The 26963-nt window shown below is 60.8% G+C and carries 28 protein-coding genes; 17 read left to right on the top strand and 11 right to left on the bottom strand.

Annotated features, from left to right (window positions below):
- Positions 1 to 91: 91 nt before the first annotated feature.
- On the top strand, positions 92 to 979 hold the full coding sequence (locus tag LOY31_RS04640) for a LysR family transcriptional regulator (protein ID WP_221533408.1): 888 nt from the start codon (positions 92 to 94) through the stop codon (positions 977 to 979).
- On the opposite strand, the gene LOY31_RS04635 is transcribed toward LOY31_RS04640, so the two are convergent.
- Positions 969 to 1424 (bottom strand): flavodoxin, encoded by a 456-nt coding sequence (locus LOY31_RS04635; RefSeq protein WP_085746948.1) that lies wholly within the window; start codon positions 1422 to 1424, stop codon positions 969 to 971. The genes LOY31_RS04640 and LOY31_RS04635 overlap by 11 nt on opposite strands.
- A 153-nt stretch (positions 1425 to 1577) precedes the next feature.
- Here LOY31_RS04635 and LOY31_RS04630 point away from each other — a divergent pair, with 153 nt between their 5' ends.
- The gene (locus LOY31_RS04630; protein ID WP_221533407.1) at positions 1578 to 2054 is read left to right on the top strand and encodes a PAS domain-containing protein; all 477 of its coding nucleotides are present in this window, start codon (positions 1578 to 1580) and stop codon (positions 2052 to 2054) included.
- A 54-nt stretch (positions 2055 to 2108) separates the two neighbouring features.
- Complete coding sequence (locus LOY31_RS04625; protein WP_221533406.1) at positions 2109 to 2714, top strand: hypothetical protein; 606 nt, start codon at positions 2109 to 2111, stop codon at positions 2712 to 2714.
- Positions 2715 to 2717: 3 nt separating this feature from the next.
- Here the strand turns inward: LOY31_RS04625 and LOY31_RS04620 are convergent, their stop codons facing one another.
- Positions 2718 to 3677, bottom strand: coding sequence for a MerR family transcriptional regulator (locus tag LOY31_RS04620; protein WP_221533443.1), 960 nt, complete (start codon positions 3675 to 3677; stop codon positions 2718 to 2720).
- Between the two features lie 213 nt (positions 3678 to 3890).
- Between LOY31_RS04620 and LOY31_RS04615 the strand changes: the two genes are divergently transcribed.
- The 6 genes from LOY31_RS04615 to LOY31_RS04590 all read left to right on the top strand — a co-directional run bounded on the left by LOY31_RS04615 (position 3891) and on the right by LOY31_RS04590 (position 6878).
- Positions 3891 to 4460: an antibiotic biosynthesis monooxygenase gene (locus LOY31_RS04615; RefSeq protein ID WP_085608094.1), complete on the top strand. Its 570-nt coding sequence runs from the start codon at positions 3891 to 3893 to the stop codon at positions 4458 to 4460.
- Positions 4461 to 4516: 56 nt separating this feature from the next.
- Positions 4517 to 5227: a dihydromonapterin reductase gene (folM, locus tag LOY31_RS04610; RefSeq protein WP_221533405.1), complete on the top strand. Its 711-nt coding sequence runs from the start codon at positions 4517 to 4519 to the stop codon at positions 5225 to 5227.
- A gap of 22 nt (positions 5228 to 5249) precedes the next feature.
- Entirely contained in the window at positions 5250 to 5810 is a 561-nt protein-coding gene (gene folE / locus LOY31_RS04605) for a GTP cyclohydrolase I FolE (RefSeq protein ID WP_221533404.1), read from the top strand.
- Complete coding sequence (gene folX / locus LOY31_RS04600; protein ID WP_007957207.1) at positions 5811 to 6182, top strand: dihydroneopterin triphosphate 2'-epimerase; 372 nt, start codon at positions 5811 to 5813, stop codon at positions 6180 to 6182.
- 68 nt (positions 6183 to 6250) lie between these two features.
- Positions 6251 to 6547, top strand: coding sequence for a DUF1244 domain-containing protein (locus LOY31_RS04595; RefSeq protein ID WP_007957206.1), 297 nt, complete (start codon positions 6251 to 6253; stop codon positions 6545 to 6547).
- Positions 6540 to 6878, top strand: coding sequence for a HopJ type III effector protein (locus LOY31_RS04590; protein WP_011332495.1), 339 nt, complete (start codon positions 6540 to 6542; stop codon positions 6876 to 6878). The genes LOY31_RS04595 and LOY31_RS04590 overlap by 8 nt, the downstream gene beginning before the upstream one ends.
- A 188-nt stretch (positions 6879 to 7066) precedes the next feature.
- Here the strand turns inward: LOY31_RS04590 and trxB are convergent, their stop codons facing one another.
- On the bottom strand, positions 7067 to 8029 hold the full coding sequence (gene trxB / locus LOY31_RS04585) for a thioredoxin-disulfide reductase (RefSeq protein ID WP_007957204.1): 963 nt from the start codon (positions 8027 to 8029) through the stop codon (positions 7067 to 7069).
- Between the two features lie 310 nt (positions 8030 to 8339).
- On the opposite strand from trxB, the gene cysZ reads away from it, so the two are divergent.
- Together cysZ and LOY31_RS04575 are read left to right on the top strand one after the other, a co-directional pair.
- Positions 8340 to 9092, top strand: coding sequence for a sulfate transporter CysZ (gene cysZ / locus LOY31_RS04580; protein ID WP_221533403.1), 753 nt, complete (start codon positions 8340 to 8342; stop codon positions 9090 to 9092).
- 42 nt (positions 9093 to 9134) lie between these two features.
- Positions 9135 to 10355 (top strand): glycosyltransferase family 1 protein, encoded by a 1221-nt coding sequence (locus LOY31_RS04575; RefSeq protein ID WP_085685755.1) that lies wholly within the window; start codon positions 9135 to 9137, stop codon positions 10353 to 10355.
- On the opposite strand, the gene LOY31_RS04570 is transcribed toward LOY31_RS04575, so the two are convergent.
- The 3 genes from LOY31_RS04570 to LOY31_RS04560 all read right to left on the bottom strand — a co-directional run bounded on the left by LOY31_RS04570 (position 10324) and on the right by LOY31_RS04560 (position 12675).
- Positions 10324 to 11427 carry an NADH:flavin oxidoreductase gene (locus LOY31_RS04570; RefSeq protein ID WP_064600676.1) on the bottom strand — a complete coding sequence of 368 codons (1104 nt, stop codon included), beginning with the start codon at positions 11425 to 11427 and terminating at the stop codon, positions 10324 to 10326. The two genes, LOY31_RS04575 and LOY31_RS04570, sit on opposite strands and share 32 nt — an antisense overlap.
- Positions 11428 to 11584: 157 nt before the next feature.
- Positions 11585 to 12067 carry a glutathione peroxidase gene (locus LOY31_RS04565; RefSeq protein WP_007959082.1) on the bottom strand — a complete coding sequence of 161 codons (483 nt, stop codon included), beginning with the start codon at positions 12065 to 12067 and terminating at the stop codon, positions 11585 to 11587.
- A gap of 122 nt (positions 12068 to 12189) precedes the next feature.
- Positions 12190 to 12675, bottom strand: a complete 486-nt coding sequence (locus LOY31_RS04560; protein WP_007959084.1) for a peptidylprolyl isomerase — start codon at positions 12673 to 12675, stop codon at positions 12190 to 12192.
- Between LOY31_RS04560 and LOY31_RS04555 the strand changes: the two genes are divergently transcribed.
- From LOY31_RS04555 to LOY31_RS04545, 3 genes are read left to right on the top strand one after another with little or no spacing between them, the layout of a single operon-like run.
- Positions 12674 to 12982: a DUF3565 domain-containing protein gene (locus LOY31_RS04555; RefSeq protein ID WP_085608179.1), complete on the top strand. Its 309-nt coding sequence runs from the start codon at positions 12674 to 12676 to the stop codon at positions 12980 to 12982. The two genes, LOY31_RS04560 and LOY31_RS04555, sit on opposite strands and share 2 nt — an antisense overlap.
- Before the next feature lie 60 nt (positions 12983 to 13042).
- Positions 13043 to 15142 (top strand): phosphate acetyltransferase, encoded by a 2100-nt coding sequence (pta, locus tag LOY31_RS04550; protein ID WP_007959085.1) that lies wholly within the window; start codon positions 13043 to 13045, stop codon positions 15140 to 15142.
- 4 nt (positions 15143 to 15146) lie between these two features.
- Entirely contained in the window at positions 15147 to 16052 is a 906-nt protein-coding gene (locus LOY31_RS04545) for an acyltransferase (protein WP_221533402.1), read from the top strand.
- Between the two features lie 469 nt (positions 16053 to 16521).
- Here LOY31_RS04545 and cysN read toward each other — a convergent pair whose 3' ends face one another.
- From cysN to LOY31_RS04530, 3 genes are all read right to left on the bottom strand, one after another.
- Positions 16522 to 18420 (bottom strand): sulfate adenylyltransferase subunit CysN, encoded by a 1899-nt coding sequence (gene cysN, locus LOY31_RS04540; protein ID WP_085666894.1) that lies wholly within the window; start codon positions 18418 to 18420, stop codon positions 16522 to 16524.
- A 9-nt stretch (positions 18421 to 18429) separates the two neighbouring features.
- The gene (cysD, locus tag LOY31_RS04535) at positions 18430 to 19347 is read right to left on the bottom strand and encodes a sulfate adenylyltransferase subunit CysD (RefSeq protein WP_007953546.1); all 918 of its coding nucleotides are present in this window, start codon (positions 19345 to 19347) and stop codon (positions 18430 to 18432) included.
- A 148-nt stretch (positions 19348 to 19495) separates the two neighbouring features.
- Positions 19496 to 20254, bottom strand: coding sequence for a Nif3-like dinuclear metal center hexameric protein (locus tag LOY31_RS04530; RefSeq protein WP_085608085.1), 759 nt, complete (start codon positions 20252 to 20254; stop codon positions 19496 to 19498).
- A gap of 103 nt (positions 20255 to 20357) precedes the next feature.
- On the opposite strand from LOY31_RS04530, the gene algW reads away from it, so the two are divergent.
- The 3 genes from algW to LOY31_RS04515 all read left to right on the top strand — a co-directional run bounded on the left by algW (position 20358) and on the right by LOY31_RS04515 (position 24440).
- Positions 20358 to 21515 carry a Do family serine endopeptidase AlgW gene (gene algW / locus LOY31_RS04525; RefSeq protein WP_085608084.1) on the top strand — a complete coding sequence of 386 codons (1158 nt, stop codon included), beginning with the start codon at positions 20358 to 20360 and terminating at the stop codon, positions 21513 to 21515.
- 87 nt (positions 21516 to 21602) lie between these two features.
- Positions 21603 to 23708: a TonB-dependent siderophore receptor gene (locus LOY31_RS04520; RefSeq protein WP_221533401.1), complete on the top strand. Its 2106-nt coding sequence runs from the start codon at positions 21603 to 21605 to the stop codon at positions 23706 to 23708.
- Between the two features lie 12 nt (positions 23709 to 23720).
- Positions 23721 to 24440 carry a DUF4198 domain-containing protein gene (locus LOY31_RS04515; protein WP_085608082.1) on the top strand — a complete coding sequence of 240 codons (720 nt, stop codon included), beginning with the start codon at positions 23721 to 23723 and terminating at the stop codon, positions 24438 to 24440.
- A gap of 48 nt (positions 24441 to 24488) precedes the next feature.
- Here LOY31_RS04515 and hisC read toward each other — a convergent pair whose 3' ends face one another.
- Both hisC and hisD read right to left on the bottom strand, forming a co-directional pair.
- On the bottom strand, positions 24489 to 25541 hold the full coding sequence (gene hisC / locus LOY31_RS04510) for a histidinol-phosphate transaminase (RefSeq protein WP_221533400.1): 1053 nt from the start codon (positions 25539 to 25541) through the stop codon (positions 24489 to 24491).
- A gap of 2 nt (positions 25542 to 25543) precedes the next feature.
- The gene (gene hisD / locus LOY31_RS04505) at positions 25544 to 26869 is read right to left on the bottom strand and encodes a histidinol dehydrogenase (protein WP_221533399.1); all 1326 of its coding nucleotides are present in this window, start codon (positions 26867 to 26869) and stop codon (positions 25544 to 25546) included.
- Between the last annotated feature and the right edge of the window lie 94 nt (positions 26870 to 26963).

Genomic DNA, 26963 nt, shown 5'->3' with positions numbered 1-26963 from the left:
GGGCTCCTTTCAGGTGCCTATTTTACGAACCCGACTGCCATCTCCGAAGCGAATTGTTAGACTCAAAGCCATTCCAATCTGGAATCAGGCCATGGAATTCAAACAGCTCAAAAGCTTTGTCGAAGTCATGCATCAGGGCGGCTTCACTCAAGCCGCGAAGACCCTGCACATCAGTCAGTCCGCCGTGAGCAAGCAGATCGCCCAGCTCGAACAGAGCCTCGGCACGCCTCTGCTCGAACGGCTGGGTTCGCAGATACGCCTGACCGCCGCCGGCAGCGTGGTGCTGCAACGGGCCGAAGGCATGCTGCGGTTGCGCAATGAACTGCTCAGCGAACTGGATGACCTCAGCCATCTGGCACGCGGCGAGTTGCGTCTCGGGCTGCCATTGCTCGGCAGCGATGCGTTGTTTGCCGGGCTGTTCGCCGAGTACCGACGGCGCTACCCGAACATCAGCGTGCAGTTGCTTGAAGGCGGCAGTCGCAACATCGAACAGGCGGTGCTCAGCGGGGAGCTGGAGTTGGGCGGCAGTCTGCTGCCGAAAGATCCGCAGTTCGACTTCCAGCCGTTCTGCGATGAACCGCTCGATGCGCTGCTACCGGTGGATCATCCACTGGCGGCAAAATCTGAAATCGGTCTGGAAGAGTTGGCCGAGACACCGTTTCTTTTGTATCAGCGCAGTTTCGTGCTCAACGATCGCTTGCTTCAGGCGTGCCAGCAGATGGGTTTCACCCCGAAGGAAGGCGGGCGCAGCGGGCAGGCGGATTTTCTCGCAGCGCTAGTGGCCGCCGGGCAAGGCGTGGTGTTGCTGCCCAGCGTGGTGGCGCGCGGACTGGTGCGGCCAGGCGTAGTACGCCTGACCTTGAACGCGCCGGATTACTTGCGCTGGGATATCGCTTTCATCTGGCGCCGGGGTGCCTATCTTTCAAAGGCTGCACAGGCCTGGCTGGCGCTGTTGCGTGAACGCGGGATCAGCCCTTGAGCGTGGCGATCAACTGTTCCAGCCAAGGCTCGGCGTCGGTTTCCGGGGTAACGCTTTCGCTGGCGTCGATGCGCAGCATGTCCTGCACTTCGCGCACACCCAGTTCGCCGAACAACTCGCGCAATTGCTCGCCGCCGCCGCAGAACGTGTCGCCGTAGCTCGCGTCACCCAAGGCGATCACGGCGCCAGGCAAACCACGCCAGGCCGCCGGCAATTGGTCGCGAATCGCCGAATACAACGGTTGCAGGTTGTCCGGCAGCTCACCCATGCCGGTGGTCGAAGTCACGCCGAGCAAGGCTTCAGGGCCGAACGCCTGGAGATCGGCAAGGCTGGCGCGGGCGTTGTAGAAGGTTTCAAAACCGGCGGCGTTCAACAGGCTCTGAGCGTGGCGAGCGACTTCTTCGGCCGTGCCGTACACCGAGCCGGAGAGGATGGCGACTTTCATCAATCTGATCCTGAAACTGAAAAAAAGAGCGGCGATAGTAACAGCCAGCGACGACATGTTGCGATTGGCTCTCGATAAGCGCTGATGGCCAGTAGACAGCGCCGGTCGATCTTCTAGAATGCCTGCGGTCGATAACACTGAAGGGATTCATAGATGATCAATGCCAGTCTGCTGCAAATGGTGATCAACGCGTCGAACGAAGGGATCGTGGTGGCAGAAAAGGAAGGCGATCAGGACAACATCCTGATCTACGTGAACCCGGCTTTCGAAAAGATGACCGGCTACACCCGCGAAGAAATTCTCTATCAGGACTGTCGCTTCCTGCAGGCCGGAGATCGAGACCAGGCCAGTCTCGCCTTGATTCGCGAGGCACTGCAAAACGGTGGCTCATGCCGGGAAATCCTGCGCAACTACCGCAAGGACGGCACGCCGTTCTGGAACGAGCTGTCCCTGTCCACGATTAAAAATGCCGATGACGGAATGACCTATTTCGTGGGCGTGCAAAAAGACGTCACCGTTCAGGTCAAGGCCCAGCAGCGGGTTGTGCAACTGGAAGCCCGGGTTGCGGCGCTGGAAGCCGAACTCGCAGAACTGAAAGCGACGAACGGCGCAAACAAAACCGCGAACTAATTGTCATTAACTACAATCACCAAATACTTTGTAATTATTCATTTCGAGTTAGCCATGCAGCGTGACGCCCTCCTGACCCAGGATGAGCTGGATTTCATCCAGACCATGCAACACAACCCGCAACTCAATGTGCGGGATGCGACGTCGAGCCTGCTGGTCAATGGTGGTTCGCAGATCCGTGATCTGCTCACGCGCCTGGCAGCCCATGAGCAAGTCACCATCCAGGCCAGCTTCGAAAATCAGCAGATGACCTTCCCGCTGCATCTGGTGGAAGACGAGTTCCACGCCCTGCACCTGCGCCTGGGCGTACCGAGCATCTATGAAGACGGGCCGATGGTGCGCCCATGGCGCCTGACTCTGGAAGAACCCGTGGCACTGGAAAATGCCAAGGGCCAGCCCGGTACGTTGTGGGTGCATGAGGTTTCGCACAAGGGTGTGCTGCTGGAAGTGCGCAACAAGACCAAACCGCCGAAGCATTTTGCCTTGTGGTTCAGCCCGTCGGGCTACGAGCGGATTTCCCTGCGCGGGACGTTCGAGCGGGAAACCGAAAGTGGCTTTTATGCTTACGAGCTAAGCCAGAGCGATGCCGACGAAACCGAGCGTCTACGCCAGTTCATCCTGCAACAGCATCGTCTGACCCACCCTGCCCTGCACACCTGATTCTCAGGTATCCAGCGTCCCCGCCAGGAACTGATTCATGCGCTGGCGCATGGTCGCCCCTTCGTTACCCAGACAGCCAACCGATGATCCGGCCAGGCTGTCCTGCGCCAGATCGGCAGCATCGCCTGCCAGCATCAACTGACAATCCAGACTCAAGGCCAGACGATTCAGACGTCGCGGCAGCTCTGCGGTCGGCGCGTGATTGGAAAACAGCACCAGCGCCTGGGGTCTGATCTTTTCACAAACCAGCGTCAGTTCATCGAACGGCTGACCGGTCGTGAGCACACGAACGCCCGCGTCATTGCCACTGAGAAACAGCGCCGCCACCAATAATTCAAGCTCACGACATTGACCGGCCAGCGCGCTGACAATCACTTTGCGCGGTTGCGAGCCGCGCAGCACGACGATGCGCTGCAGCACCTTCGCTCGCAGAAAACCATCGAAGAACAGCCACTCGCTGGTCTGCCCGAACGCGTCCTGCCGTTGCAGCATTTGCAGCCACAGCGGCATCAGGATGTCCTGAAACACCACGGGCAACGCATAGGAGGAGAAAATCTGTCCGTAGACCCGGTCGAGCAACTGATCGTCGAACGAGCTGACTGCCTGCCGGACCTGCTCCTGCCACTGGATATAGTCAGCCTGCACCAGATCATCGGGAATGAAGTGAGCCAGCACCTTCATCGGCTCGGTCTTGGCCAGGATTTTGCCGATCTTGCTCACGGCAACACCGCGATCGATCCAGTCGACGATACTGCGAACGCGCTCGATATCGGTCATTGAATACAGCCGGTGCCCACTTTCGGTGCGTGTCGGCTGGATCAAACCATAACGTCGCTCCCATGCGCGCAGCGTGACCGGGTTGACTCCGGTCAGGCGCGACACTTCTCGTATCGGGAAAAGTTCTTCGCGCTCCAGCGCAACAGATGCCTGCGAAGCAGGGCGAACGTCTGTAATGACAGGCATTTGGGCGGACACGTCCTTGTTGGCGAAGTTGGATCCCATTCTACTCCGGATGCCCCTCCCCGGTTCAACCGACAAAATGAGACGAAAGTCTCTGGTTTTGTCACGATAATCAGGAATAATCCTTGCTTGTCGAAAAACGCAGCCCTCCACCCCGGCGCTGCGTCAGGCGAAACTCCTACCCGGAGCGACGCAAATGCAATACGGAGATACACAATGTCTACTTCCCCCGTCACGCTGATGGTCGCGCGTCGTGTCGCCAATGGTCGTTATCAGGATCTGATCGCCTGGTTGCGAGAAGGCGAACAACTGGCCACCGACTTCCCCGGTTACCTCGGCTCCGGCGTACTGGCCCCGCCTCCCGGCGACGATGAATTCCAGATCATTTTCCGCTTCGTCGACGAACAGACCCTGCACGCCTGGGAACACTCGGCATCGCGCACTGCATGGCTGGCTCGTGGCAGCGATCTGTTTGCTCACCCGACGGAACATCGGGTCAGCGGAATCGAAGGCTGGTTCGGTGCAGCCGGCGTGCGTCCTCCACGCTGGAAGCAGGCCGTGGCGATCTGGCTGGCGTTCTTCCCGGTGTCGCTGCTGTTCAATTTCGTGCTGGGCCCGCTGCTCGCTGAAATGAGCCTGTTGCCGAGGGTCTTCATCAGCACGCTGTGCCTGACCCCGTTGATGGTCTATTTCTTCATTCCGCTGTCGACCCGCCTGCTGGCCGGCTGGCTCAACCCGGCGCCTGCGCGCCCACTGCCTGCCGCACCCTCCACGCAAAATCGCTGAAGCCGTCGCTCGCGTCGCTGTTATAGTTTTTGCTCTGACTTCGACGCGAGCCGTACATGACTTCTCCCACAGCTCCCATCCTCATCACCGGCGCCGGCCAGCGGGTCGGCCTGCATTGTGCGCAGCGTCTGCTGGAAGACGGTCATCGGGTGATCTTCACCTATCGCAGCGAACGACCGGGTGTGAAGGCATTGCGAGATCTGGGCGCCCACGGGCTGCACGCGGACTTTTCCAGCGAAGCCTCGATCCTCGCGTTCATCACCGAACTGAAGACCCACACCGACAGCCTGCGTGCCATCGTGCACAACGCCTCGGAGTGGCTGGCGGAAACCGGTAACGGCGAAGCCGAAGCCTTCAGCCGGATGTTCAACATTCACATGCTGGCGCCGTACCTGATCAACCTGCATTGCGCCGAATTACTGCAGCGTTCGAGTCCTGCCGACATCATCCACATCAGCGATGACGTCACCCGTAAGGGCAGCAGCAAACACATCGGCTATTGCGCCAGCAAGGCCGGGCTCGACAGTCTCACGCTGTCCTTCGCCGCGCGCTACGCGCCGTCAATCAAGGTCAACGGCATCGCGCCAGCCCTGCTATTGTTCAATCCCGACGACGACGCGGCGTACCGCGCCAAGGCCCTGGCCAAGTCCGCGCTGGGCATCGAACCCGGCAGCGAAGTGATCTATCAGAGCCTGCGCTATCTGCTCGACAACCCGTATGTCACCGGCACGACCCTGACCGTCAACGGCGGGCGGCACGTCAAGTAATACGCCCCCGCGAGGATGCTCCATGACCCGTTCCCTGCCCGAGAATTACCGCGAGATCCTGATCGGTCTCGGTGAAAACCCCGACCGCGAAGGACTGCTCGACACCCCTGTGCGGGCGGCCAAGGCCATGCAGTATCTGTGTCACGGCTATGAACAGAGCGTCGACGAGATCGTCAATGGCGCGCTGTTTGCCTCCGACACCGACGAGATGATCATCGTCGCCGACATCGAGCTCTATTCGTTGTGCGAACATCACCTGCTGCCCTTCATCGGCAAGGCCCATGTGGCTTATATTCCGACGGGCAAGGTGCTGGGGCTGTCGAAGATCGCAAGGCTGGTGGACATGTTCGCCTGCCGCCTGCAGATCCAGGAAAACCTCACCCGCCAGATCGCCGAGGCGGTCCAGCAAGTCACCGATGCCGCTGGTGTCGCGGTGGTCATCGAAGCCCGGCACATGTGCATGATGATGCGCGGTGTCGAGAAACAGAATTCGACCATGAACACTTCGGTCATGCTCGGCGCCTTCCGCGAGTCGAGCAACACCCGCCAGGAGTTCCTGCAATTGATTGGACGGAGCAAGTAAATGCCACAACTTCAACCGGGAATGGCGCGCATCCGGGTCAAGGATCTGCGCCTGCGCACCTTTATCGGGATCAACGAGGACGAAATCCTCAACAAGCAGGATGTGCTGATCAACCTGACCATCCTGTACGCCGCGCAGGAAGCGGTGCGTGACAACGACATCGACCACGCGCTGAACTACCGCACCATCACCAAGGCGATCATCGCCCACGTGGAAGGCAACCGCTTCGCGCTGCTCGAACGCCTGACCCAAGAGCTGCTGGATCTGGTGATGGCCAACGAATCGGTGCTGTACGCCGAAGTCGAAGTCGACAAGCCCCATGCCTTGCGTTTTGCCGAGTCGGTGTCGATCACCCTCGCCGCCAGCCGCTGAACGTGTCTGGCGCTCCGGGCGTCAGACTTTTATCATCCGCGCCACGATTTGACTGCACAGAGCCCATCATGACCGAGCAACAACGCCTCGAACTCGAAGCCGCCGCCTTCCGCCGGCTGGTCGCCCACCTGGACAGCCGCAAGGACGTGCAGAACATCGACCTGATGAACCTCGCCGGGTTCTGCCGCAACTGCCTGTCCAAGTGGTACAAGGCCGAGGCCGACGAGCGCCGGATCGAGGTCAGCCTCGACGATGCCCGTGAAGTGGTTTACGGCATGCCGTACGCCGACTGGAAAGCCCAATATCAGCAAGAAGCCAGCGCCGAACAACAAGCGGCGTTCGCCAAAGGAAAACCCAATGAGTGATCTGAACACCCTGCGCGCCAGCCTCAAGAGCGGCGAACACGTTTTTGCCGACACCCTGTCCTTCATCGCCGCCGGTTACGACTACCAGCCTCAGGCGTTCAACAACGGCGGCGTGGAAAACGCGGCCGGGCAGAACGAAGGTTCGTGCAAGACCCTGGGTCTGGCGCTGCTGGAAGGCTTGAGCGATGAAGAAGCGCTGCTGGCGTTCGGCGAACACTACCGCTCGGTCGTGGCAACCCCTGAAGGCAGCGATCACGGCAATATCCGTGCGCTGATCCAACACGGTCTGGCAGGCGTGAAATTCGAAGCGCAACCGCTGACCCGCCGCTGATTCTTCACGTCAGATCGTTCCCACGCTCCGCGTGGGAATGCAGCCGGGGACGCTCCGCGTCCCAAGGACGCAGAGCGTCCAGATGAGGCATTCCCACGCAGAGCGTGGGAACGATCACCGTCGTGGTGGCTGTGAATAACGGGCATGAAAAAACCGGCCAATTGGCCGGTTTTTTTGTACCTGCAATCTTAGAACGAAACGTTCTGCAGATCGTCCAGGTAACGCTCGGTGTCCAGTGCCGCCATACAACCGGCGCCGGCCGAGGTGATGGCTTGACGGTAAACGTGGTCGGCCACGTCGCCGGCAGCGAAGATGCCTTCGACGCTGGTCGCGGTGGCGTTGCCTTCACGGCCGCCCTGAACCACGAGGTAGCCGTCCTTCAATTCCAGCTGACCTTCGAACAACGAGGTGTTCGGGGTGTGGCCGATCGCGATGAACACGCCGTCGACCTTGATTTCGTCGAAGCTGCCGTCGTTGTTCTTCAGGCGCGCGCCGGTCACGCCCATGTTGTCGCCCAGCACTTCGTCCAGGGTCGCGTTCAGTTTCAGCTCGATCTTACCTTCGGCCACACGGGCGTTGAGCTTGTCGATCAGGATCTTCTCGGCGCGGAAGGTTTCGCGACGGTGGATCAGGGTGACCTTGCTGGCGATGTTGGCCAGGTACAGCGCTTCTTCGACAGCGGTGTTGCCGCCACCGACCACAGCCACCGGCTTGTTGCGATAGAAGAAACCGTCACAGGTCGCGCAGGCCGAAACGCCTTTGCCCATGAACGCTTCTTCCGACGGCAGGCCCAGGTAACGAGCGCTGGCGCCGGTGGCGATGATCAGCGCGTCGCAGGTGTAGGTGCCGCTGTCGCCGGTCAGGCTGTATGGCTTGGAAGCGAAGTCCACAGCGTTGATGTGATCGAACACGATCTCGGTTTCAAAACGCTCGGCGTGCTCGCGCATGCGCTCCATCAGCACCGGGCCGGTCAGACCGTGGACGTCGCCCGGCCAGTTGTCGACTTCGGTGGTGGTGGTCAGTTGACCGCCGGCCTGCATGCCGGTGATCAGCAGCGGCTTGAGGTTGGCACGGGCAGCGTAGACGGCAGCGCTGTAACCGGCAGGGCCGGAACCGAGGATGATCACTCGCGAATGACGGACTTCAGACATGAACCTGCTCCTGTTGACCGGCCAAGACACCTGGCCGGACGCCGGACTGCCGGCGGGAATAAAAAAGGACTGTGGATAACCTTGGGGAAGGCGTGAGCTCGACAGTCCTGTAAAAAGTTGGGTGCAGCGTATCGAGGGGGGCAAGATTAAGGAAATACGGTTTAACAATCCAGCTCATAGGTGGTCTCTATGCCGACACACTGACGAGATGGACGTCTTTGTTACAGTGAATGTCGATCCCGCTGCCGCGCTTTCACAGGTTCTGCAAAGTCGGTAAGGTCGGCGCGTTTTCCCTTGCTCGGAGCACCTTATGCCCGCCCCTGTTCTGTCCGGCCCGCAATACCTGCGCGAAGGCCTCAAATTGGTCTTGAGCCCTGGCCTGCGCCTGTTCGTGCTGCTGCCGCTGGCCATCAACCTGGTGCTGTTCGTCGGATTGATCTATCTGGCCGGCCACCAGTTCAGCCTGTGGGTCGACACGCTGATGCCGTCGCTGCCCGAATGGCTGAGTTTTCTCAGCTACGTCCTGTGGCCGCTGTTCGTGGTGCTGGTGGCGTTGATGGTGTTCTTCACCTTCACCATGCTGGCCAACGTGATCGCCGCGCCGTTCAACGGTTTCCTCGCGGAAAAGGTTGAAGTGGTGGTGCGCGGCACCGACGACTTTCCGGCCTTCAGCTGGGGCGAACTGATCGCCATGATCCCGCGCACCCTGGCCCGGGAAATGCGCAAGCTCGGTTATTTCCTGCCCCGGGCGATCGGCCTGTTCATTCTCTCGTTCATCCCGGTGGTGAACATCGTCGCCGCGCCGCTGTGGCTGCTGTTCGGGGTGTGGATGATGGCGATCCAGTACATCGACTACCCGGCGGACAACCACAAGCTGGGCTGGAACGAGATGCTCGCCTGGCTGCGCCAGAAGCGCTGGCAGAGCATGAGCTTTGGCGGGATCGTTTATCTGGTGTTGCTGATTCCGGTGGTCAACATCCTGATGATGCCGGCCGCCGTGGCTGGCGCGACGCTGTTCTGGGTGCGTGAGCGCGGGGCCGAGAATCTGGTGACCCAACACTGAGGCCGCGTCACAAATCCATCATCCGAACGTCACAACCACGACATGGCCTCAGCCGACACTGAGGTCATGACGACAGCTCTACATATCACCCTCATCAGCGAAACCTTCCCACCGGAAATCAACGGCGTGGCCAATACCCTTGGCCGCTTGTGCGACGGCTTGCGCGCACGCGGGCATCGGGTTGAACTGGTGCGACCGCGTCAGGCTGACGATCCGCAGCGCACTGAAGACGACTCGTTGCTGCTGTGCCGGGGCTGGCCGTTGCCGGGTTATCCGGGGCTGCAATGGGGTCAGTCGTCGATGCACAAGTTGCTGAGGCGCTGGACGCGTCAGCGCCCGGACGTGCTCTACATCGCCACCGAAGGTCCGCTAGGGTTGTCGGCATTGCGCGCGGCGCGTCGTCTGGGGATTGCCGTGGTCAGCGGCTTTCACACCAACTTTCAGCAATACACCCACCAGTACGGACTGGGTTTGCTGACCCGTTTGCTCACCCATTATCTGCGCTGGTTTCACAATCGTTCGGCCCTGACCCTGGTGCCGAGTGTCAGCCAGCGCCTGGAGCTGGAGCGTCGGCACTTCGAACGCCTGGCGCTGCTGTCGCGGGGTGTCGACAGTCAGTTGTTTCACCCGGCCAAACGCCTGAATGCCTTGCGTGAACAATGGGGTCTTGGCGAGCGGGACATTGCGGTCATTCACGTAGGACGCCTGGCGCCAGAGAAAAACCTCGGCCTGCTCAAGCGCAGTTTCGAAAAGCTCGCCGGCACTTATCCACAGCGCAACCTGAAGTTGATCGTGGTCGGCGACGGGCCGCAACGAATGGCACTGGAAAAGGAACTGCCCGAGGCGATTTTCTGCGGCTCGCAACGGGGCGAAGCACTGGCGGCGCACTATGCGTCGGGGGATGTGTTTCTGTTTCCGAGTCTGACTGAAACCTTCGGCAACGTCGTGCTCGAAGCGCTGGCCTCAGGCCTTGGGGTGGTGGCTTACGATCAGGCCGCAGCGGCCCAGCATATTCGCCATGGCTACAACGGCGTGCTGGCGATGCCCGGGGATGAAGAGGCGTTCTGCGAGGCAGCGGCATGGCTGCTGGAAGAAGACGAAAGGTTGCGCTGCGTTCGCCTGAACGCACGCCAACACGCCAGCCGCCAGGGTTGGGCGGCTATCGTCGAACAGTTTGAAAACCATTTGTTGGGAGCTTGCCGCGACCTGCGCGACAAGCCACCCACGGCGATCAAACCAGCGTCATCAACGCCTCACGGCTGAAGGGCAGAATGTCCTGCTCGCGGCCTTCGCGCACTTTCTGCGCCCAGTCCGGATCGACCAGCAGCGCACGACCCACCGCCACCAGATCGAACTCGTCGTTGTTCAGACGCTCCAGCAGTTTTTCCAGACTGGCCGGTTGCGCGACCTTGTCGGTGTTGACCATGAATTGCAGGAACTCGCCATCGAGGCCGACGCTGCCGACGGTGATGGTCGGTTTGCCGGTCAGTTTGCGTGTCCAGCCGGCCAGGTTCAGGTCGGAACCGTCGAATTCCGGCTCCCAGAAACGGCGCGTCGAGCAGTGGAAAATGTCCACGCCAGCGTCGGACAACGGCTTGAGAAATTCGCCCAGCGCTTCGGCGGTTTGCACCAGACGCGCGGTGTAGTCCTGCTGTTTCCACTGCGAGAAACGGAAGATGATCGGGAAGCCTTCGCCAACAGCTGCGCGGACGGCCTGAATCAGCTCGATAGCGAAACGCGAACGGTTGGCCAGGCTGCCACCGTATTCGTCGGTGCGCTGGTTGCTGCCTTCCCAGAAGAACTGGTCGATCAGGTAACCGTGGGCGCCGTGGATTTCCACGCCGTCCATGCCGATGCTCTGGGCATCTTTGGCGGCTTGGGCAAACGCAGCGATCACGTCCTGGATGTCCTGTTTGGTCATGCCGTGTACGACGACCTGACCGTCCTTGAGTTTTTCCGACGGACCGTAACCCGGCACGCTCGCGTCCGGTTCGGTACCCAAACGGCGCACATTGCCGACGTGCCACAGTTGCGGAACGATCTTGCCGCCTTCGGCGTGCACCGCGTCCACGACTTTCTTCCAGCCAGCGAGCGCAGCTTCACCGTAGAAGTGCGGCACGTTCGGATAACCGTTGGAAGCCTGGTGGCCGACGGTGGTGCCCTCGGTGATGATCAGGCCGACACCGGCCGCTGCACGACGACGGTAGTACTCGATCACTTTGGAATTGGGTACGCCGCCCGGGGAAAACGAACGGGTCATCGGCGCCATGACCACGCGGGTCGGCAGTTCGAGGGCACCGAGCTGGAACGGTTTGAACAGGGCTTGCACGGGCATGGGAGGCTCCACGAAAAATTGATCGACGGGCATGCGATTCATATGACGGCGATAATATGCGGAGTTCCAACCGTGCGATAGCACTATTGATCTGAATGATTAAGGGTCAAAAGGCAGGCGAAAAAAATCGCAGCTCGAGGGCTGCGATTTTTGTGTTTCAGCTCAGGGCTTTTTCAATCGCCGTAATCACCGAAGGATCATCCGGCGCCGTGCGCGGCGAGAATCGGGCCAGTACCCGACCGTCCTTGCCGAGCAGGAATTTCTCGAAATTCCAGGTGATGTCACCGGGAAACTCCGCACCCTCTCCCGCCAGCAGACGGTAGAGCTGATGACGGTCGTGACCGTTGACTTCGAGCTTTTTCGACAACGGAAAACTCACGCCATAGTTGAGGCTGCAGAATTCCTGGATCTCCTGCTCACTGCCCGGTTCCTGACCGGCAAACTGGTTGCACGGCAGGCCCAGCACACTGAAGCCTTTGCCTTTGTATTGCTGATAAAGGTTTTCCAGCGCCGCGTACTGTGGGGTCAAGCCGCATTTGGAGGCGACGTTGACCACCAGCACGACTTGGCCCTTGAAGGGTGCCAGCGGTAGCTCCTGACCATCCAGGGCTGTCAACTTAAGGTCGTGAAAAGCACTCATGACGAACTCCAGATTCCCGTTTTCTACTCGAAACAGCCACTTGGCGAGGCCACCAAGGACAGCCGCGGACTAAAAAGGCGCCCTCGGGCGCCTCTCCAGTACTCGAAGCTTAGCGCAGAAAATCAGTGGTGATGGCCACCTTCGCCATGGACGTGACCATGAGCGATTTCTTCCTGGCTGGCGTCACGGATGGCAACGACCTTCACTTTGAAGTTCAGGCGCTGACCGGCCAGCGGGTGGTTGCCGTCGACAGTGACGTCGTCGCCGTCCAGGTCACGGATGGTGACGATCTGCATCTGGCCATCCGGCGCCGAAGCGTGGAACTGCATGCCGACTTCCAGCTCGTCAACGCCTTCGAACATGCTGCGGCTCAGGGTGCTGACCAGTTCAGCGGCGTATTCGCCGTAGGCATCTTCCGGCTCGACGGAAACGTCCAGCTCGTTGCCGACTTCTTTACCTTCCAGGGCTTTTTCCAGGCCCGGGATGATGTTGCCTGCGCCATGCAGGTAGACCAGCGGAGCGCCGCCGGCGGAGCTGTCGATGACCTCACCAGCGTCGTTGGTCAGGGTATAGTCGATGGAGACAGCCTTATTGGCGGCGATCAGCATGGGGCGAGACCTTTTGCATAAGAATGAAGAACGGACAAGTCTAAACAAGGATTTGCCCGAAAGCGAACAGAACCCGGACAGACGGGATCGATTGGCTCCCGTGACCGTCACCGGATTCCATCAGGACGAGGACGGCCACTGGGTCGCCGAGCTGTCCTGCGGCCACACCCAGCACCTGCGCCACCTCCCGCCCTGGCAGTCCCGGGCCTGGGTCCTGGACGCTGCGCAACGTATTGAAAAAATAGGCCAACCCTTTGCTTGCGGTTGGTGCGCTCAAGGCTCGGTTAGCGATAACCTTGACGACTGAAATTCGGCAGATCGGCACACAGAGACGATCGCCATTGCCATGCACCCTTAGAGAATCCGCATGCAAACTTTTTTTATCGCGCCCACCGACTTTGGTGTGGGTCTGACCTCCATCAGCCTCGGGCTGGTGCGTACGCTGGAGCGGGCCGGGCTGAAAGTCGGCTTCTTCAAACCGATTGCCCAGCCGCATCCGGGCGACACCGGCCCTGAGCGTTCAACCGAACTGGTGGCCCGCACCCACGGCCTGAAACCGCCGCAACCCTTGGGCCTGGCCCACGTCGAGCGGATGCTCGGCGATGGTCAGCTCGACGAGTTGCTCGAAGAAATCATCACCCTCTACCAGCAGGCCGCCATCGGCAAAGACGTGCTGGTCGTCGAAGGCATGGTGCCGACCCGCAGCGCCAGCTACGCCGCGCGGGTCAATCTGCACCTGGCCAAGAGCCTGGATGCCGAGGTGATTCTGGTCTCGGCCCCGGAAAACGAAGTGCTGACTGAACTGTCCGGCCGCGTCGAGTTGCAGGCGCAACTGTTCGGCGGACCGAAAGACCCGAAAGTCCTCGGCGTGATCCTCAACAAGGTCAAGACCGACGAAAGCATGGACGCCTTCGCCGCGCGCCTGAAAGAACATTCGCCCTTGCTGCGCACCGGTGATTTCCGTCTGCTCGGCTGCATTCCGTTCCAGCCCGAACTCAACGCTCCGCGCACCCGCGACGTCGCCGACCTGATGGGCGCCCAGGTGCTCAACGCCGGCGACTACGAAACCCGGCGCATGACCAAGACCATCATTTGCGCGCGCACCATGCGCAACACCGTGGACCTGCTCAAGCCCGGCGTGCTGGTGGTGACCCCCGGCGATCGCGACGACATCATCCTCGCCGTCAGCCTAGCCGCCATCAACGGCGTACCGCTGGCCGGCCTGCTACTGACCAGCGACACCCTGCCCGATCCGCGCATCATGGATCTGTGCCGTGGCGCGTTGCAGGCTGGCTTGCCGGTGCTGTCGGTGAGCACCGGCTCCTACGACACCGCCAACCTGCTCAACGGCCTGAACAAGGAAATTCCCGTCGACGACCGCGAGCGCGCGGAGATCATCACCGATTTCGTCGCCAGTCATCTGGATGCCAACTGGCTGCATCAGCGCTGCGGTACGCCACGGGAAATGCGCCTGTCGCCGGCGGTGTTCCGTTATCAATTGATTCAACGCGCCCAGGCTGCCAACAAACGCATCGTCCTGCCCGAAGGCAGCGAGCCGTTCACCGTGCAAGCGGCGGCGATCTGTCAGGAACGCGGGATTGCCCGTTGCGTGCTGCTGGCCAAACCGGCAGACGTCGAAGCCGTCGCCCGAGCCCAGGGCATCGTCTTGCCACCGGGGCTGGAAATTCTCGACCCGGATCTGATCCGCGAGCGCTACGTCGAGCCGATGGTCGCCCTGCGCAAGAGCAAAAGCCTCAACGCGCCGATGGCCGAGCAGCAACTGGAAGACACTGTGGTGATCGGCACCATGATGCTGGCGCTGGATGAAGTCGACGGCCTGGTCTCCGGCATCATCAACACCACCGCCAACACCATCCGCCCTGCGCTTCAGCTGATCAAGACGGCGCCAGGCTGCACGCTGGTGTCATCGGTGTTCTTCATGCTGTTTCCCGAGGAAGTGCTGGTCTACGGCGACTGCGTGATGAACCCACACCCGAGCGCCAGCGAACTGGCGGAGATCGCCCTGCAAAGCGCCGACTCGGCCGCCGCATTCGGCATCACCCCACGCGTGGCGATGATCAGCTACTCCAGCGGCGAATCGGCCACCGGCGAGGAAGTCGAAAAAGTCCGCGAAGCCACCCTGCTCGCCCACGAACAACAGCACTCACTGCTGATCGACGGCCCGCTGCAATACGACGCCGCCGCCAACGAAACCGTCGCCCGGCAACTGGCGCCGAACAGCCAGGTGGCCGGTCGCGCCACGGTGTTCGTATTCCCCGACCTCAACACCGGCAACACCACGCACAAAGCCGTGCAGCGCAGCGCCGATTGCGTCAGCCTCGGCCCGATGCTGCAAGGCCTGCGCAAACCGGTGAACGATCTGCCGCGCGGCGCGCAGGTCGACGACATCGTCTACACCATCGCCCTGACCGCGATTCAGGCTGCCAACCGACCTCTGGATATCTGACCCGATGCTGGCTTTTCTCCCTGCCACCCTGCGCGGCGTAATCGCCGCGCTGCTGCTGGCGCTGAACACGATCCTGCTGTGCTCGTTCCTGTTTCTCGTGGCACTGATCAAAGTGCTGCCGTTCGACCTCGCACGCCGCGCCTCGCGCTGGCTGATGAGCCACACCCACGAAGCCTGGATCAGCAACAACAAAGGCTGGATGAACCTGGTCCGCCGCACCCGCTGGCACCTCAGCGGCCTGCAAGGCCTGGACTATCAACACTCGTACCTGATCACCAGCAACCACCAAAGCTGGGTCGACATCCTGGTACTGCAATACGTACTCAACCGACGCATTCAGCCGCTGAAGTTCTTCCTCAAACAGGAACTGATCTGGGTGCCAATCATCGGCCTGGCGTGGTGGACCCTGGGCTTCCCGTTCATGAAACGCTATTCAAAAGCCTATCTGGAAAAACACCCGGAAAAGAAAGGCAAAGACCTCGAAACCACCCGCAAGACCTGCGCGAAATTCCGCGACAACCCGGTAGGCATCTTCAACTTCGTCGAAGGCACACGCTTCACCGAAGGCAAACACGCGCAGCAGCAATCACCGTTCAAATACCTGCTCAAGCCCAAGGCCGGCGGCATCGCGTTCGTACTGGATGCGATGGGCGAACAACTGGAATCGATCGTCAACGTCACCATCCACTACCCGGGCGGCCGCCCTGGCTTCTGGGACCTGCTGTGCGGCAACGTCCGAGACGTAGTGGTGCACTTCGAAAAACTGAAAATCCCACCGCAGTTCATCGGCAAAAACTACGACCAGGACGGCGAATACCGCCTGCAATTCCAGGGCTGGATCAACCAGCTGTGGCAAGACAAGGATGCGCTGCTCGAGCAGATGCACCGCGAATATCCCAACCGACGCTGATCTTCCGTGTGGGAGCGCCTGACGGTGGTTGGCTGTCAGGTGCTCCCCCGGAAGAGCAAAGCCCCCCTTCCCGCACCTGCTCTTCACCACTCAACACAATGAGCGTTAGCTCGAGTACCGCTCTTGACGTGCCGGCCCCTTCGGCCGGCTGAGTGGAGGGATTCATCCGGGGGTGGGAGCGCAGCGACCGTGCGGCGAAGCCGCATGCATCGAGAGGAGGTGCAGCGAAGCAAACCGTAGGCGATGCCCCCGGATGAATCCCGGAGCGAAGGAACCCCGAGCCCAAGCGAGGGGCCGAACGCCGGGGCCCAGCCTTTTGGTTACTTTTTGGCGTTTGAAAAAGTGACCCGTTGTAAGAGCGGAACCGCCAGCGGCAACACCCGCAGAAACGGATATTCACCCCAAACAACTCAAAAAAAAACCCGACGATAATCACTCATCGGCGGGCTTTTTCATTCGCAGCTAACGCTTAAATCGCGCCACGCTTACGCAACAGATCCAACACCTGCTTCACACTTTCATCCAGCGACAATGATTGAGTGTCGATCACAAGATCAGCATCCAGCGGCACGTCATACGGGAACGACTCACCCGGAATGTTATCGCCACCCGCAGCATACAACCCTTGCGGATCACGCTCGGCGCAAACAGTCGGCGAAGCCTGAACATAAACCGTCAGCAAACGCTCCTTGCCAATCAAATCCTTCGCCTGCTCACGACCTTCAGCACTCGGCGCCACAAACGCCGCAAGCGTCAGCAGACCCGCCTCGTTGAACTGACGCGCCACATGCGCGGCACGACGCCAGTTCTCGGTGCGACCCGCGCGGTCCTGCGGCAGACCCTTGTTGAGGTCATGACGCAGATTCTGACCATCCAGCACAAACACCGCACGACCCAGATCGAACAGCTTGCGCTCGACTGCATACGCTAAGGTGCTCTTGCCTGCGCCCGACAGACCGCTGAACAGCACGGTAGCCGGTTGCTGACCGAAACGCTGAGCGCGCTCTTCGGTCGCTACATGGGCCAGTTTGCCGTGATGCGTAGCCGTACCGTGGGTCACCGGCTGAGCGACGATCATGCCGGCGCCGACGGTGCCGTTGGTCAAACGGTCAATGACGATGAACGCGCCAGTGGTGCGGTTGCTGTCGTAACCGTCGAGGGCGATCGGCGCGTCGAGCGCGATCTTCACCTTGCCGATTTCGTTGAGCTGCAACGCGCTCGCCGGGCCTTCTTCGAGGGTGTTGACGTCGACCTTGTTGACGATGCTGGCAATCGAGCCCGGCACGTAACTGGTGGCGCGCTTGATGTCGTATTTCTTGCCCGGCAGCATCGGCTCTTCAGCCATCCACACCAGCATCGCTTCGAAGCTGTCGGTCACTGGCGGAACGTTGTCGGCATGGACCAGCAGGTCGCCACGGGAGATGTCGATTTCGTCTTCCATGGTCAGCGTTACCGCCTGACCCGGGCCTGCGTGTTCCAGCTCACCTTCGAAAGTGACGATGGATTTCACGCGGCTGCTCTTGCCCGACGGCAGGACCACGACTTCGTCGCCCTTCTTGACGATGCCGCTGGCCAGGGTGCCGGCGAAACCGCGGAAATTCAGGTTCGGACGGTTGACGTACTGCACCGGGAAACGCAGATCGGTGAAGTTGCGATCGCCCGCCACTTCCACGGTCTCGAGAATTTCCATCAGCGACTGGCCGGTGTACCACGGCGAGCGCTCGGACTTGTTCACCACGTTGTCGCCCTTCAGAGCGGACATCGGCACGAAGTGCATGCTCGTCGGCTTCATCTTCAAGCCTTCGGCGAACTTCAGGTAGTCGGCCTTGATCGACTCGAACACGCCCTGATCGAAGCCTTTGAGGTCCATCTTGTTGATGGCGACAACGATGTGCTTGATGCCCAGCAGGGATGCGATAAAGCTGTGGCGGCGGGTCTGGGTCTGCACGCCGTAACGGGCGTCGACCAGGATGATCGCCAGGTCACAGGTGGACGCACCGGTGGCCATGTTGCGGGTGTACTGCTCATGGCCGGGGGTGTCGGCGATGATGAATTTGCGCTTGGCGGTGGAGAAATAGCGGTAGGCGACATCGATGGTGATGCCCTGCTCGCGCTCGGCCTGCAGGCCGTCGACCAGCAATGCCAGGTCGATGTCGTCACCGGTGGTGCCGACTTTCTTCGAATCGCGGGTGATGGCTTCGAGGTGATCTTCGTAGATCATCTTCGAGTCGTGCAGCAGGCGCCCGATCAGGGTGCTCTTGCCGTCATCGACGTTACCGCAGGTCAAAAAGCGCAGCAGCTCTTTACGTTCGTGCTGGCCCAGGTAGGCGAGGATGTCCTCGCTGATCAAATCAGATGCGTGCGACATGACAACCCCTTAGAAATAACCCTGACGTTTCTTGTCTTCCATCGAGCCTGCGCCATCGTGGTCGATGACCCGGCCCTGGCGCTCGGAAGTTCGCGTCAGGAGCATTTCCTGAATGATGTCCGTCAGGCTTTCGGCCTCGGACTCCACCGCGCCCGTCAACGGGTAGCAGCCAAGGGTACGGAAACGCACTTTCTTTTTGACGATGCGCGCCTTGTCCTCGTCGGACAGGTGCTCGAGGATGCGCTCGTCATCGATCATGATCAGCGTGCCGTTCTTCTCGATCACTTCGCGTTCAGCCGCGAAGTACAGCGGTACGATCGGGATGCCTTCGAGGTAGATGTACTGCCAGATGTCCAGCTCGGTCCAGTTCGACAACGGGAACACACGAATGGATTCGCCCTTGTTGACCTTGCCGTTGTAGACGTTCCACAGCTCCGGACGCTGGTTCTTCGGGTCCCAGCGGTGTTTGCTGTCACGGAACGAGTAGACGCGCTCCTTGGCGCGGGACTTCTCTTCATCGCGACGGGCACCGCCGAAAGCGGCGTCGAAACCATGCTTGTCGAGCGCCTGCTTCAGGCCCTCGGTTTTCATGATGTCGGTGTGCTTGGCGCTGCCGTGGGTGAACGGGTTGATGCCCTGCGCAACGCCATCCGGGTTGACGTGGGTGATCAGGTCCAGGCCCAGTTCTTCGACCATCTTGTCGCGGAACTTGTACATCTCCTGGAATTTCCAGCGGGTGTCGACGTGCATCACCGGAAACGGCAGTTTGCCCGGGAAGAACGCCTTGCGTGCCAGATGCAGCATCACGGCGGAGTCTTTACCGATGGAGTACAGCATCACCGGGTTGTCGAACTCGGCGGCCACCTCGCGGATGATGTGGATGCTTTCCGCCTCCAGCTGTTTCAGATGCGTCAGTTTGTCGACCATGGCTACTCACGAAAGCTTTCTTATGAACGGCCAGCGGGCCGTGTTCGAGCGAGGAATCCTAGCACAGCGACCTCTTCTAATCAGGACGCCAACTAGATCGAAAGGGTATATGAATATGCCCGCCCGTTCGGGTGCTTTCAGGCAAAAGTCAGATCGGATTCGGGCAGTCGATGAAGATGTGCTCAAGGGCAAAACGCTTCGCCAGATAGTCGCCCAGCGCCTGTACGCCATAGCGTTCGGTGGCGTGGTGGCCGGCGGCGATGAAGCTGATGTCGTTTTCACGGGCGCTGTGGAACGTCTGCTCGGAGGCTTCGCCGCTGAGGAACAGATCGACGCCGGCGGCGATGGCGTTGTCGATGTAACCCTGACCGCCACCGGTGCACCAGCCGACCCGGCGGATCATCGCGCTGCCTTCGACCAGCAGTGGCTCGCGGCCCATGACTTCCTGCACTTTGCGGGCGAAGTCACGCGGGGTCATCGGCTCGCTCAGCGAACCGACCAGACCGACAATCTTAAGATTGTCCGGATCCAGCGGCCCTTCGACGGTGATTTCCAGCTGACGGGCCAGTTGCACGTTGTTGCCGACGTCCGGGTGCAGATCCAGCGGCAGGTGATAACCGAGCAGACTGATATCGTGCTTGAGCAGCGTCTTCAGACGGCGCTGCTTCATGCCGGTGATGCACGGGTTCTCGCCCTTCCAGAAATAACCGTGATGCACCAGCACCAGATCGGCTTCGGCCTCGACAGCGGCATCGAGCAGCGCCTGGCTGGCGGTGACGCCGCTGACGATGCGCATCACCTGCGGACGGCCTTCGACCTGCAGGCCGTTGGGGCAATAATCGGCAATTTTCGCACTGCCGAGGTAACGGTCGGCTTCTTCGACCAGGGTGCTCAGGGCGACGGCCATGAAAGACTCCTAAATATCCCGTTCAGAGGCACGCGCGGCCTCGTATAATGCGCGACATTATGGGCGGTCTGACCCCGCCTGCAACTTTTCCAGGACGTGCTTAATGCTCAAGGCGCTGCGTTTTTTCGGCTGGCCGCTGTTGGCCGGCGTGCTTATCGCTCTGTTGATTATTCAGCGTTACCCGCAGTGGGTCGGGCTTCCGAGCCTCGACGTCAACCTGCAACAGGCCCCGCAGACCACCAGCGTGCAGCAGGGGCCGGTGTCCTATGCCGACGCGGTGAGCATCGCCGCGCCGTCGGTGGTGAACCTCTACACCACCAAAGTCATCAATAAACCAAGCCATCCGCTGTTCGAAGACCCGCAGTTCCGCCGCTTCTTCGGTGACAACTCGCCGAAGCAGAAGCGCATGGAATCGAGCCTCGGCTCCGGCGTGATCATGAGCCCGGAAGGCTACATCCTGACCAACAACCACGTCACCAGCGGCGCCGACCAGATCGTCGTGGCGCTCAAGGACGGTCGCGAAACCCTGGCCCGAGTGATCGGCAGCGACCCGGAAACCGACCTCGCAGTCCTGAAGATCGACCTGAAAACCCTGCCTTCGATCACCGTCGGCCGTTCCGACAACATCCGCATCGGCGACGTCGCACTGGCCATCGGCAACCCGTTCGGCGTCGGCCAGACCGTGACCATGGGCATCATCAGCGCCACCGGCCGCAACCAACTGGGGCTGAACAACTACGAAGACTTCATCCAGACCGACGCGGCGATCAACCCGGGCAACTCCGGCGGTGCGCTGGTCGACGCCAACGGCAACCTCACCGGCATCAACACCGCGATTTTCTCCAAGTCCGGCGGCTCGCAAGGCATCGGCTTCGCGATTCCGGTGAAACTGGCGATGGAAGTGATGAAGTCGATCATCGAGCACGGTCAGGTCATTCGCGGCTGGCTGGGCATTGAAGTGCAACCGCTGACTCAGGAACTGGCCGAATCGTTTGGCCTGTCCGGACGTCCGGGAATCGTGGTGGCGGGGATTTTCCGCGACGGCCCGGCCCAGAAGGCCGGCCTGCAACTGGGTGACGTGATCCTGAGCATTGACGGCGAACCGGCCGGTGATGGCCGCAAATCGATGAACCAGGTGGCGCGGATCAAGCCGACCGACAAGGTCACGATTCAGGTGATGCGCAATGGCAAGGAGTTGAAGCTGACCGCTGAAATCGGTCTGCGTCCGCCGCCGGCGCCGGTGAAAGAAAAAGAAGAGTAAGACTTTGTTCGCGCCAATGGCGCGAATAACAGACATTCTCAACGGGCATGTTATATTGTTTCAATTAGCACATTGGAACAACATAACATGTCGTCTCGAAAAAAGGCCTCCCTCCTCGGCCTGACCCTTGGCCTGCTTGGCGATCCCGCATTTGCCGATGAACCGCAAACGCTCGAACTCGACGCCATCAGCGTCACCTCCGATTACGAATCCCCTACCGGTCCGGTCAATGGCTACCGCGCCACGCGCTCGTCCAGCGCCACCAAAACCGACACCGCAATCCGCGATATTCCGCAGGCCATCAGCGTGGTGCCCGCCAGCGTACTGAAGGATCTGGGCAGCACCAGCGTCGAACGTGCGCTGGATTTCGCCGGTGGCGTGTCGAAGCAAAACAACTTCGGCGGCCTGACGCTTTACGAATACAGCGTGCGCGGCTTCACCACCTCCGAGTTTTACCAGGACGGCTTCAGCGCCAACCGTGGTTACCCGAGCACACCCGACGCCGCCAACATCGAGCGCATCGAAGTGCTCAAAGGACCGGCCGCCAGCCTGTACGGCCGAGGCGATCCGGGTGGCACGGTCAACATCGTCACCAAGAAACCGCAGCCCGAAGCGTTCACTACCCTGCAGACCAGTGCCGGCAGTTGGGATCGTTATCGCACCGCGCTGGACGTCAACACGCCGCTGGATGATCAGGGTGATGTGCTGTCGCGAATCAACCTCGCGGTCGAGGACAACAACAGCTTTCGCGATCACGTCGACAGCAAACGCGTCTTCGTCGCCCCCTCTTTCAGTTGGCAGTTGAACCCGGACACCAGCCTGCTGGTGGAGAGCGAATTCGTGCGTCATAGCTCGACCTTCGACCGCGGCATCGTTGCGCCAAACAATAAATGGAGCGGCGTCTCGCGCTCGACATTCCTGGGTGAGCCGAACGACGGCAACATCGACAACCACAACAACAGACTGCAAGCCACGCTTGAGCACCACCTCAACGATGCCTGGAAACTGCGCCTGGCCAGCCATTACAAGGAAGGCAAACTGTGGGGATTCGCCTCCGAAAACCGTCCTTTGAATGCCGATGGCCACACAATCAACCGCCGCTATCGCGAGCGCGATACCAACTGGCACGACAGCATCACCCAGCTGGAACTGCGCGGCCTGTTCGACCTCGGTACCTGGCAGCACGAACTGCTTATCGGCAGCGAGTACGAGAACTTCCGCAAGAACGAGCGCGTCACCACCATCGCCGGCGGACCTTACGCCATCGATATCTATAACCCGGTGTACGGCCAGCCCAAGCCCAACGGTGCACGCTCCGGCACAGACTTCTTCGAACACGTCGAAAGCCATGCGCTGAACCTGCAGGATCAAATCGTCTTCAGCGAAAAACTGCGCGGGATGATCGGTGCGCGCTTCGAGCATTTCGACCAAAACATCGATGACCACAGCCGCAACACCACCAGCCGCCAAACCCACGATGCGCTCACCCAACGTGCCGGCCTGCTCTATCAACTGACACCGGACACCGGCCTGTTCGCCAACGCCTCGACCTCATTCAAACCGAACAACGGCCTCGATGCGGCTGGCAAATCCTTCGATCCGGAAGAAGGCATGGGTTACGAAATCGGCATCAAGAACGAGCTGTTCGACGAACGGTTAAGCAGCACCCTCGCCTTCTTCCATATCGACAAGGAAAACGTCCTCGCCCTCGACCCGGGCACCGACACCAGCCGCGCCATGGGCAAGGCCCGCAGCCGGGGTTTCGATCTGCAAGTCACCGGGCAAGTCACCGACGCCGTCAGGGTGATCGGCGCATTCGCCTGGATCGACGCCGAAGTCACCAAGGGTGATGCCGCGATTCCTGCCGGTAGCCGCATCCTCGGGGTGGCCAAACGCAGCGGCAGCCTGCTGGGTGTCTACGAGTTTCAGGACGGCCGGTTGCGCGGCTCGGATATCGGCGCGGCGCTCACCTACGTCGGTGACCGCTCAGGTGAGTCCGGCAGCGATTTCGAGCTGCCGGCCTATCACACCGTCGACCTGCTGGCCCATTACAAGGCCAGCGACACCGTCACTCTCGGCCTGAACCTGAACAACCTGTTCGACGAAAAATATTACGAGCGCTCGTACAGCAACTACTGGGTCAACCCCGGCGAGCCGCGCAATTTCACGGTCAGCCTGACACTCAACCTGTAAAAGGACGTCACCATGCAATACGGCAAATCCCTGCTGCTCATCGCCGCGCTGTTCGCCACTCACGCCTCGGCCCACGGTTTGTGGACCGAACAACGACGCGGCAATATCGAAGTCGTCTACGGCCACGGTGCCGAGGACAATGCGTTCAAACCGCAGAAAGTCAGCGGGGCGTGGGCCTTTGACGCGAGCGGCAAGATGATTCCCGTCAGTGTGCAGCGCCTGGCAGATCACGCCCGCCTGCAACCGTTGAAACCGCCGGCGGTGTTGGCCGTGGCCCTGAACAACGGCATGTGGTCGCAAACCGCCGACAAGAAATGGATCAACGAGGGGCGCAGCAAAGTCCCGGGCGCCATCGAGTCGACCGAGACCCTCAAGTACAGCCTGGCGATTTATCAGCCGGGAGCGAAGCTGCCCAAACTGGATCAGATCAAATTGCTGATTCTGCCGGAGGTCGATCCGCTGACCGTCGGGCCGGGGAAATCATTGCCGGTGCGGGTGTTGCTGGATGGCAAACCGGCAGCGGGCGTGAAGTTGATCGGTGACTACCGCAGCGCGCCGAATACCTTGAGCACTGAAACCGACAAGGAAGGCCGCGCGCAGGTGCTGGTGCGTAATGAGGGATTGAATGTGATTGCGGCGCAGGTGGAAGTGCCGGTGAAGGACAGTTCAGAAGTGAGCAGCAGAGGGTTGTTCAGTTCGTTGACGTTCCTGGGCGAACCGCATCACGAATAAACCAACGCTGATCCCTGCGGGACGAAACCCACAGGGATCAGTGTCGTTTCAGAGTTCGCCCAGACCGTCGATCAACGCCTGATTCTGCTCCGGCGTGCCGATCGAGATCCGCAGGAACTGGGCAATCCGCTCCTGCTTGAAGTGGCGCACGATCACGCCCTGTTCACGCAGTTTGGCTGCCAGCCCTGCCGCATCGTGTTGCGGATGCCGGGCGAAAATGAAGTTCGCGGCCGACGGCAGCACTTCAAAGCCCTTGGCCTGCAACTGCGCAACCACCCATTCGCGACTCTCGATCACCAGTGCGCAGGTCTTGTCGAAGTACTCGCGATCTTCGAACGCCGCCGCCGCGCCGACATTCGCCATGCGATCGATCGGGTAGGAGTTGAAGCTGTTCTTGATCCGCTCCAGCGCCTCGACCAGGTCCGGATGGCCGACCGCCAGACCGACCCGCAGGCCCGCCAGCGAACGGGACTTGGACAGAGTCTGGGTGACCAGCAGGTTCGGATAACGGTCCACCAGGCTGATCGCGGTCTCGCCGCCGAAGTCGATGTAGGCCTCGTCGACCACCACCACCGAATCCGGGCTGGCCTTGAGGATCTGCTCGACCGCTTCCAGTGCCAGCAGGCAACCGGTCGGTGCGTTCGGGTTGGGGAAGATGATCCCGCCGTTCGGCTTGGCGTAGTCCGCCGGGTTGATCTGGAACTGCGCATCCAGCGGCACCGCATCGAAATCGATGCCGTAGAGGCCACAGTAGACCGGATAAAAGCTGTAGCTGATGTCCGGGAACAGGATCGGCTGATCGTGTTGTAGCAGGCCGTGGAAGATGTGCGCCAGCACTTCGTCCGAACCGTTGCCGAGGAACACCTCATTGCTTTGTACGCCGTAGTAGTTGGCGACGGCATTCTTCAGCAGGTCACTGTTCGGATCCGGGTACAGGCGCAGGTTGTCATTGAGTTCGGTCTGCATCGCCGCCAAAGCTTTCGGCGACGGGCCGTACGGGTTTTCGTTGGTATTGAGTTTGACCAGACGGGTCAGCTTCGGCTGCTCGCCCGGCACATACGGCACCAGATCCTTGACGAACGGGCTCCAGAATTTACTCATGTTCAGTTCCCCTTCACTTCGTCTTTGATGCGGTATTCGGCGCTGCGAGCGTGGGCGCTCAGCGATTCGCCACGGGCCAGGATCGATGCCGTCTTGCCCAGCTCGGACGCACCGGCTTCGGAGCAGAAGATGATCGACGAACGTTTCTGGAAGTCATACACGCCCAGCGGCGAGGAGAAACGCGCGGTGCCGGAGGTCGGCAACACGTGGTTCGGACCGGCGCAGTAGTCACCCAGCGCTTCGGAGGTGTGGCGACCCATGAAGATCGCGCCGGCGTGGCGGATCTGCGGCAGCCAGGCCTGCGGGTCGGCGACCGACAGCTCAAGGTGCTCCGGGGCGATGCGGTTGGCGACTTCGATGGCCTGGGCCATGTCGCGCACGTGGATCAGTGCACCACGGCCATTAATCGAGGTTTCGATGATGGTCGCGCGATCCATGGTCGGCAGCAGTTTGTCGATGCTGGCGGCGACCTTGTCGAGGAACTCGGCGTCCGGGCTGACCAGAATCGCCTGGGCGTCTTCGTCGTGTTCGGCCTGGGAGAACAGGTCCATGGCGATCCAGTCCGGATCGGTCTGGCCGTCGCACACCACGAGGATTTCCGACGGGCCGGCGATCATGTCGATGCCGACCTGACCGAATACGTGACGTTTGGCAGTGGCGACATAGATGTTGCCCGGGCCGACGACCTTGTCCACCTGCGGCACGCTTTCGGTGCCATAGGCCAATGCGGCAACGGCTTGCGCACCACCGATGGTGAAAACGCGGTCGACGCCGGCGATGCACGCCGCCGCCAGCACCAGCTCGTTGACTTCACCGCGCGGGGTCGGCACCACCATGACCACTTCGGTCACGCCGGCGACCTTGGCCGGAATCGCGTTCATCAACACCGATGACGGGTACGACGCCTTGCCGCCCGGCACGTACAGACCGGCGCGATCCAGTGGCGTGACTTTCTGGCCCAGCACCGTGCCGTCGGCTTCGGTGTAGCTCCAGGAGTCCTGCTTCTGTTTCTCGTGATAGCTGCGCACGCGGGCGGCGGCTTTTTCCAGCGCTTCGCGTTGTGGGACACTGATGCGGGTCAGGGCCAGCTCCAGACGCTCGCGCGGCAGGATCAGGTCCGCCATCGAAGCGACTTCGAGGCCGTCGAACTTCTGGGTGAACTCGACCAGTGCCGCGTCACCGCGCTCGCGCACAGCCTTGATGATGTCCAGCACCCGCTGATTGACCGAGTCGTCAGACACACTTTCCCAGCTCAGCAGATGATCCAGATGATGCGCGAAATCCGGGTCAGCAGCGTTGAGTCGGCGAATTGCAGTCGGTGCGGTCATAGCGAGAGCCTCATAGGAATGGCAAAAACTCAGGCGCCCGAAACTACCATTCGATCCGCTTGGGCACCTGAGATTCTGGCTATGAGGCGGATAG

Origin of the sequence: Pseudomonas sp. B21-021 (assembly GCF_024749205.1) — a bacterium.
GTDB classification, from domain to species: Bacteria; Pseudomonadota; Gammaproteobacteria; order Pseudomonadales; family Pseudomonadaceae; genus Aquipseudomonas; species Aquipseudomonas paraglycinae.
This window is presented reverse-complemented; position numbering and strand designations above follow the sequence as displayed.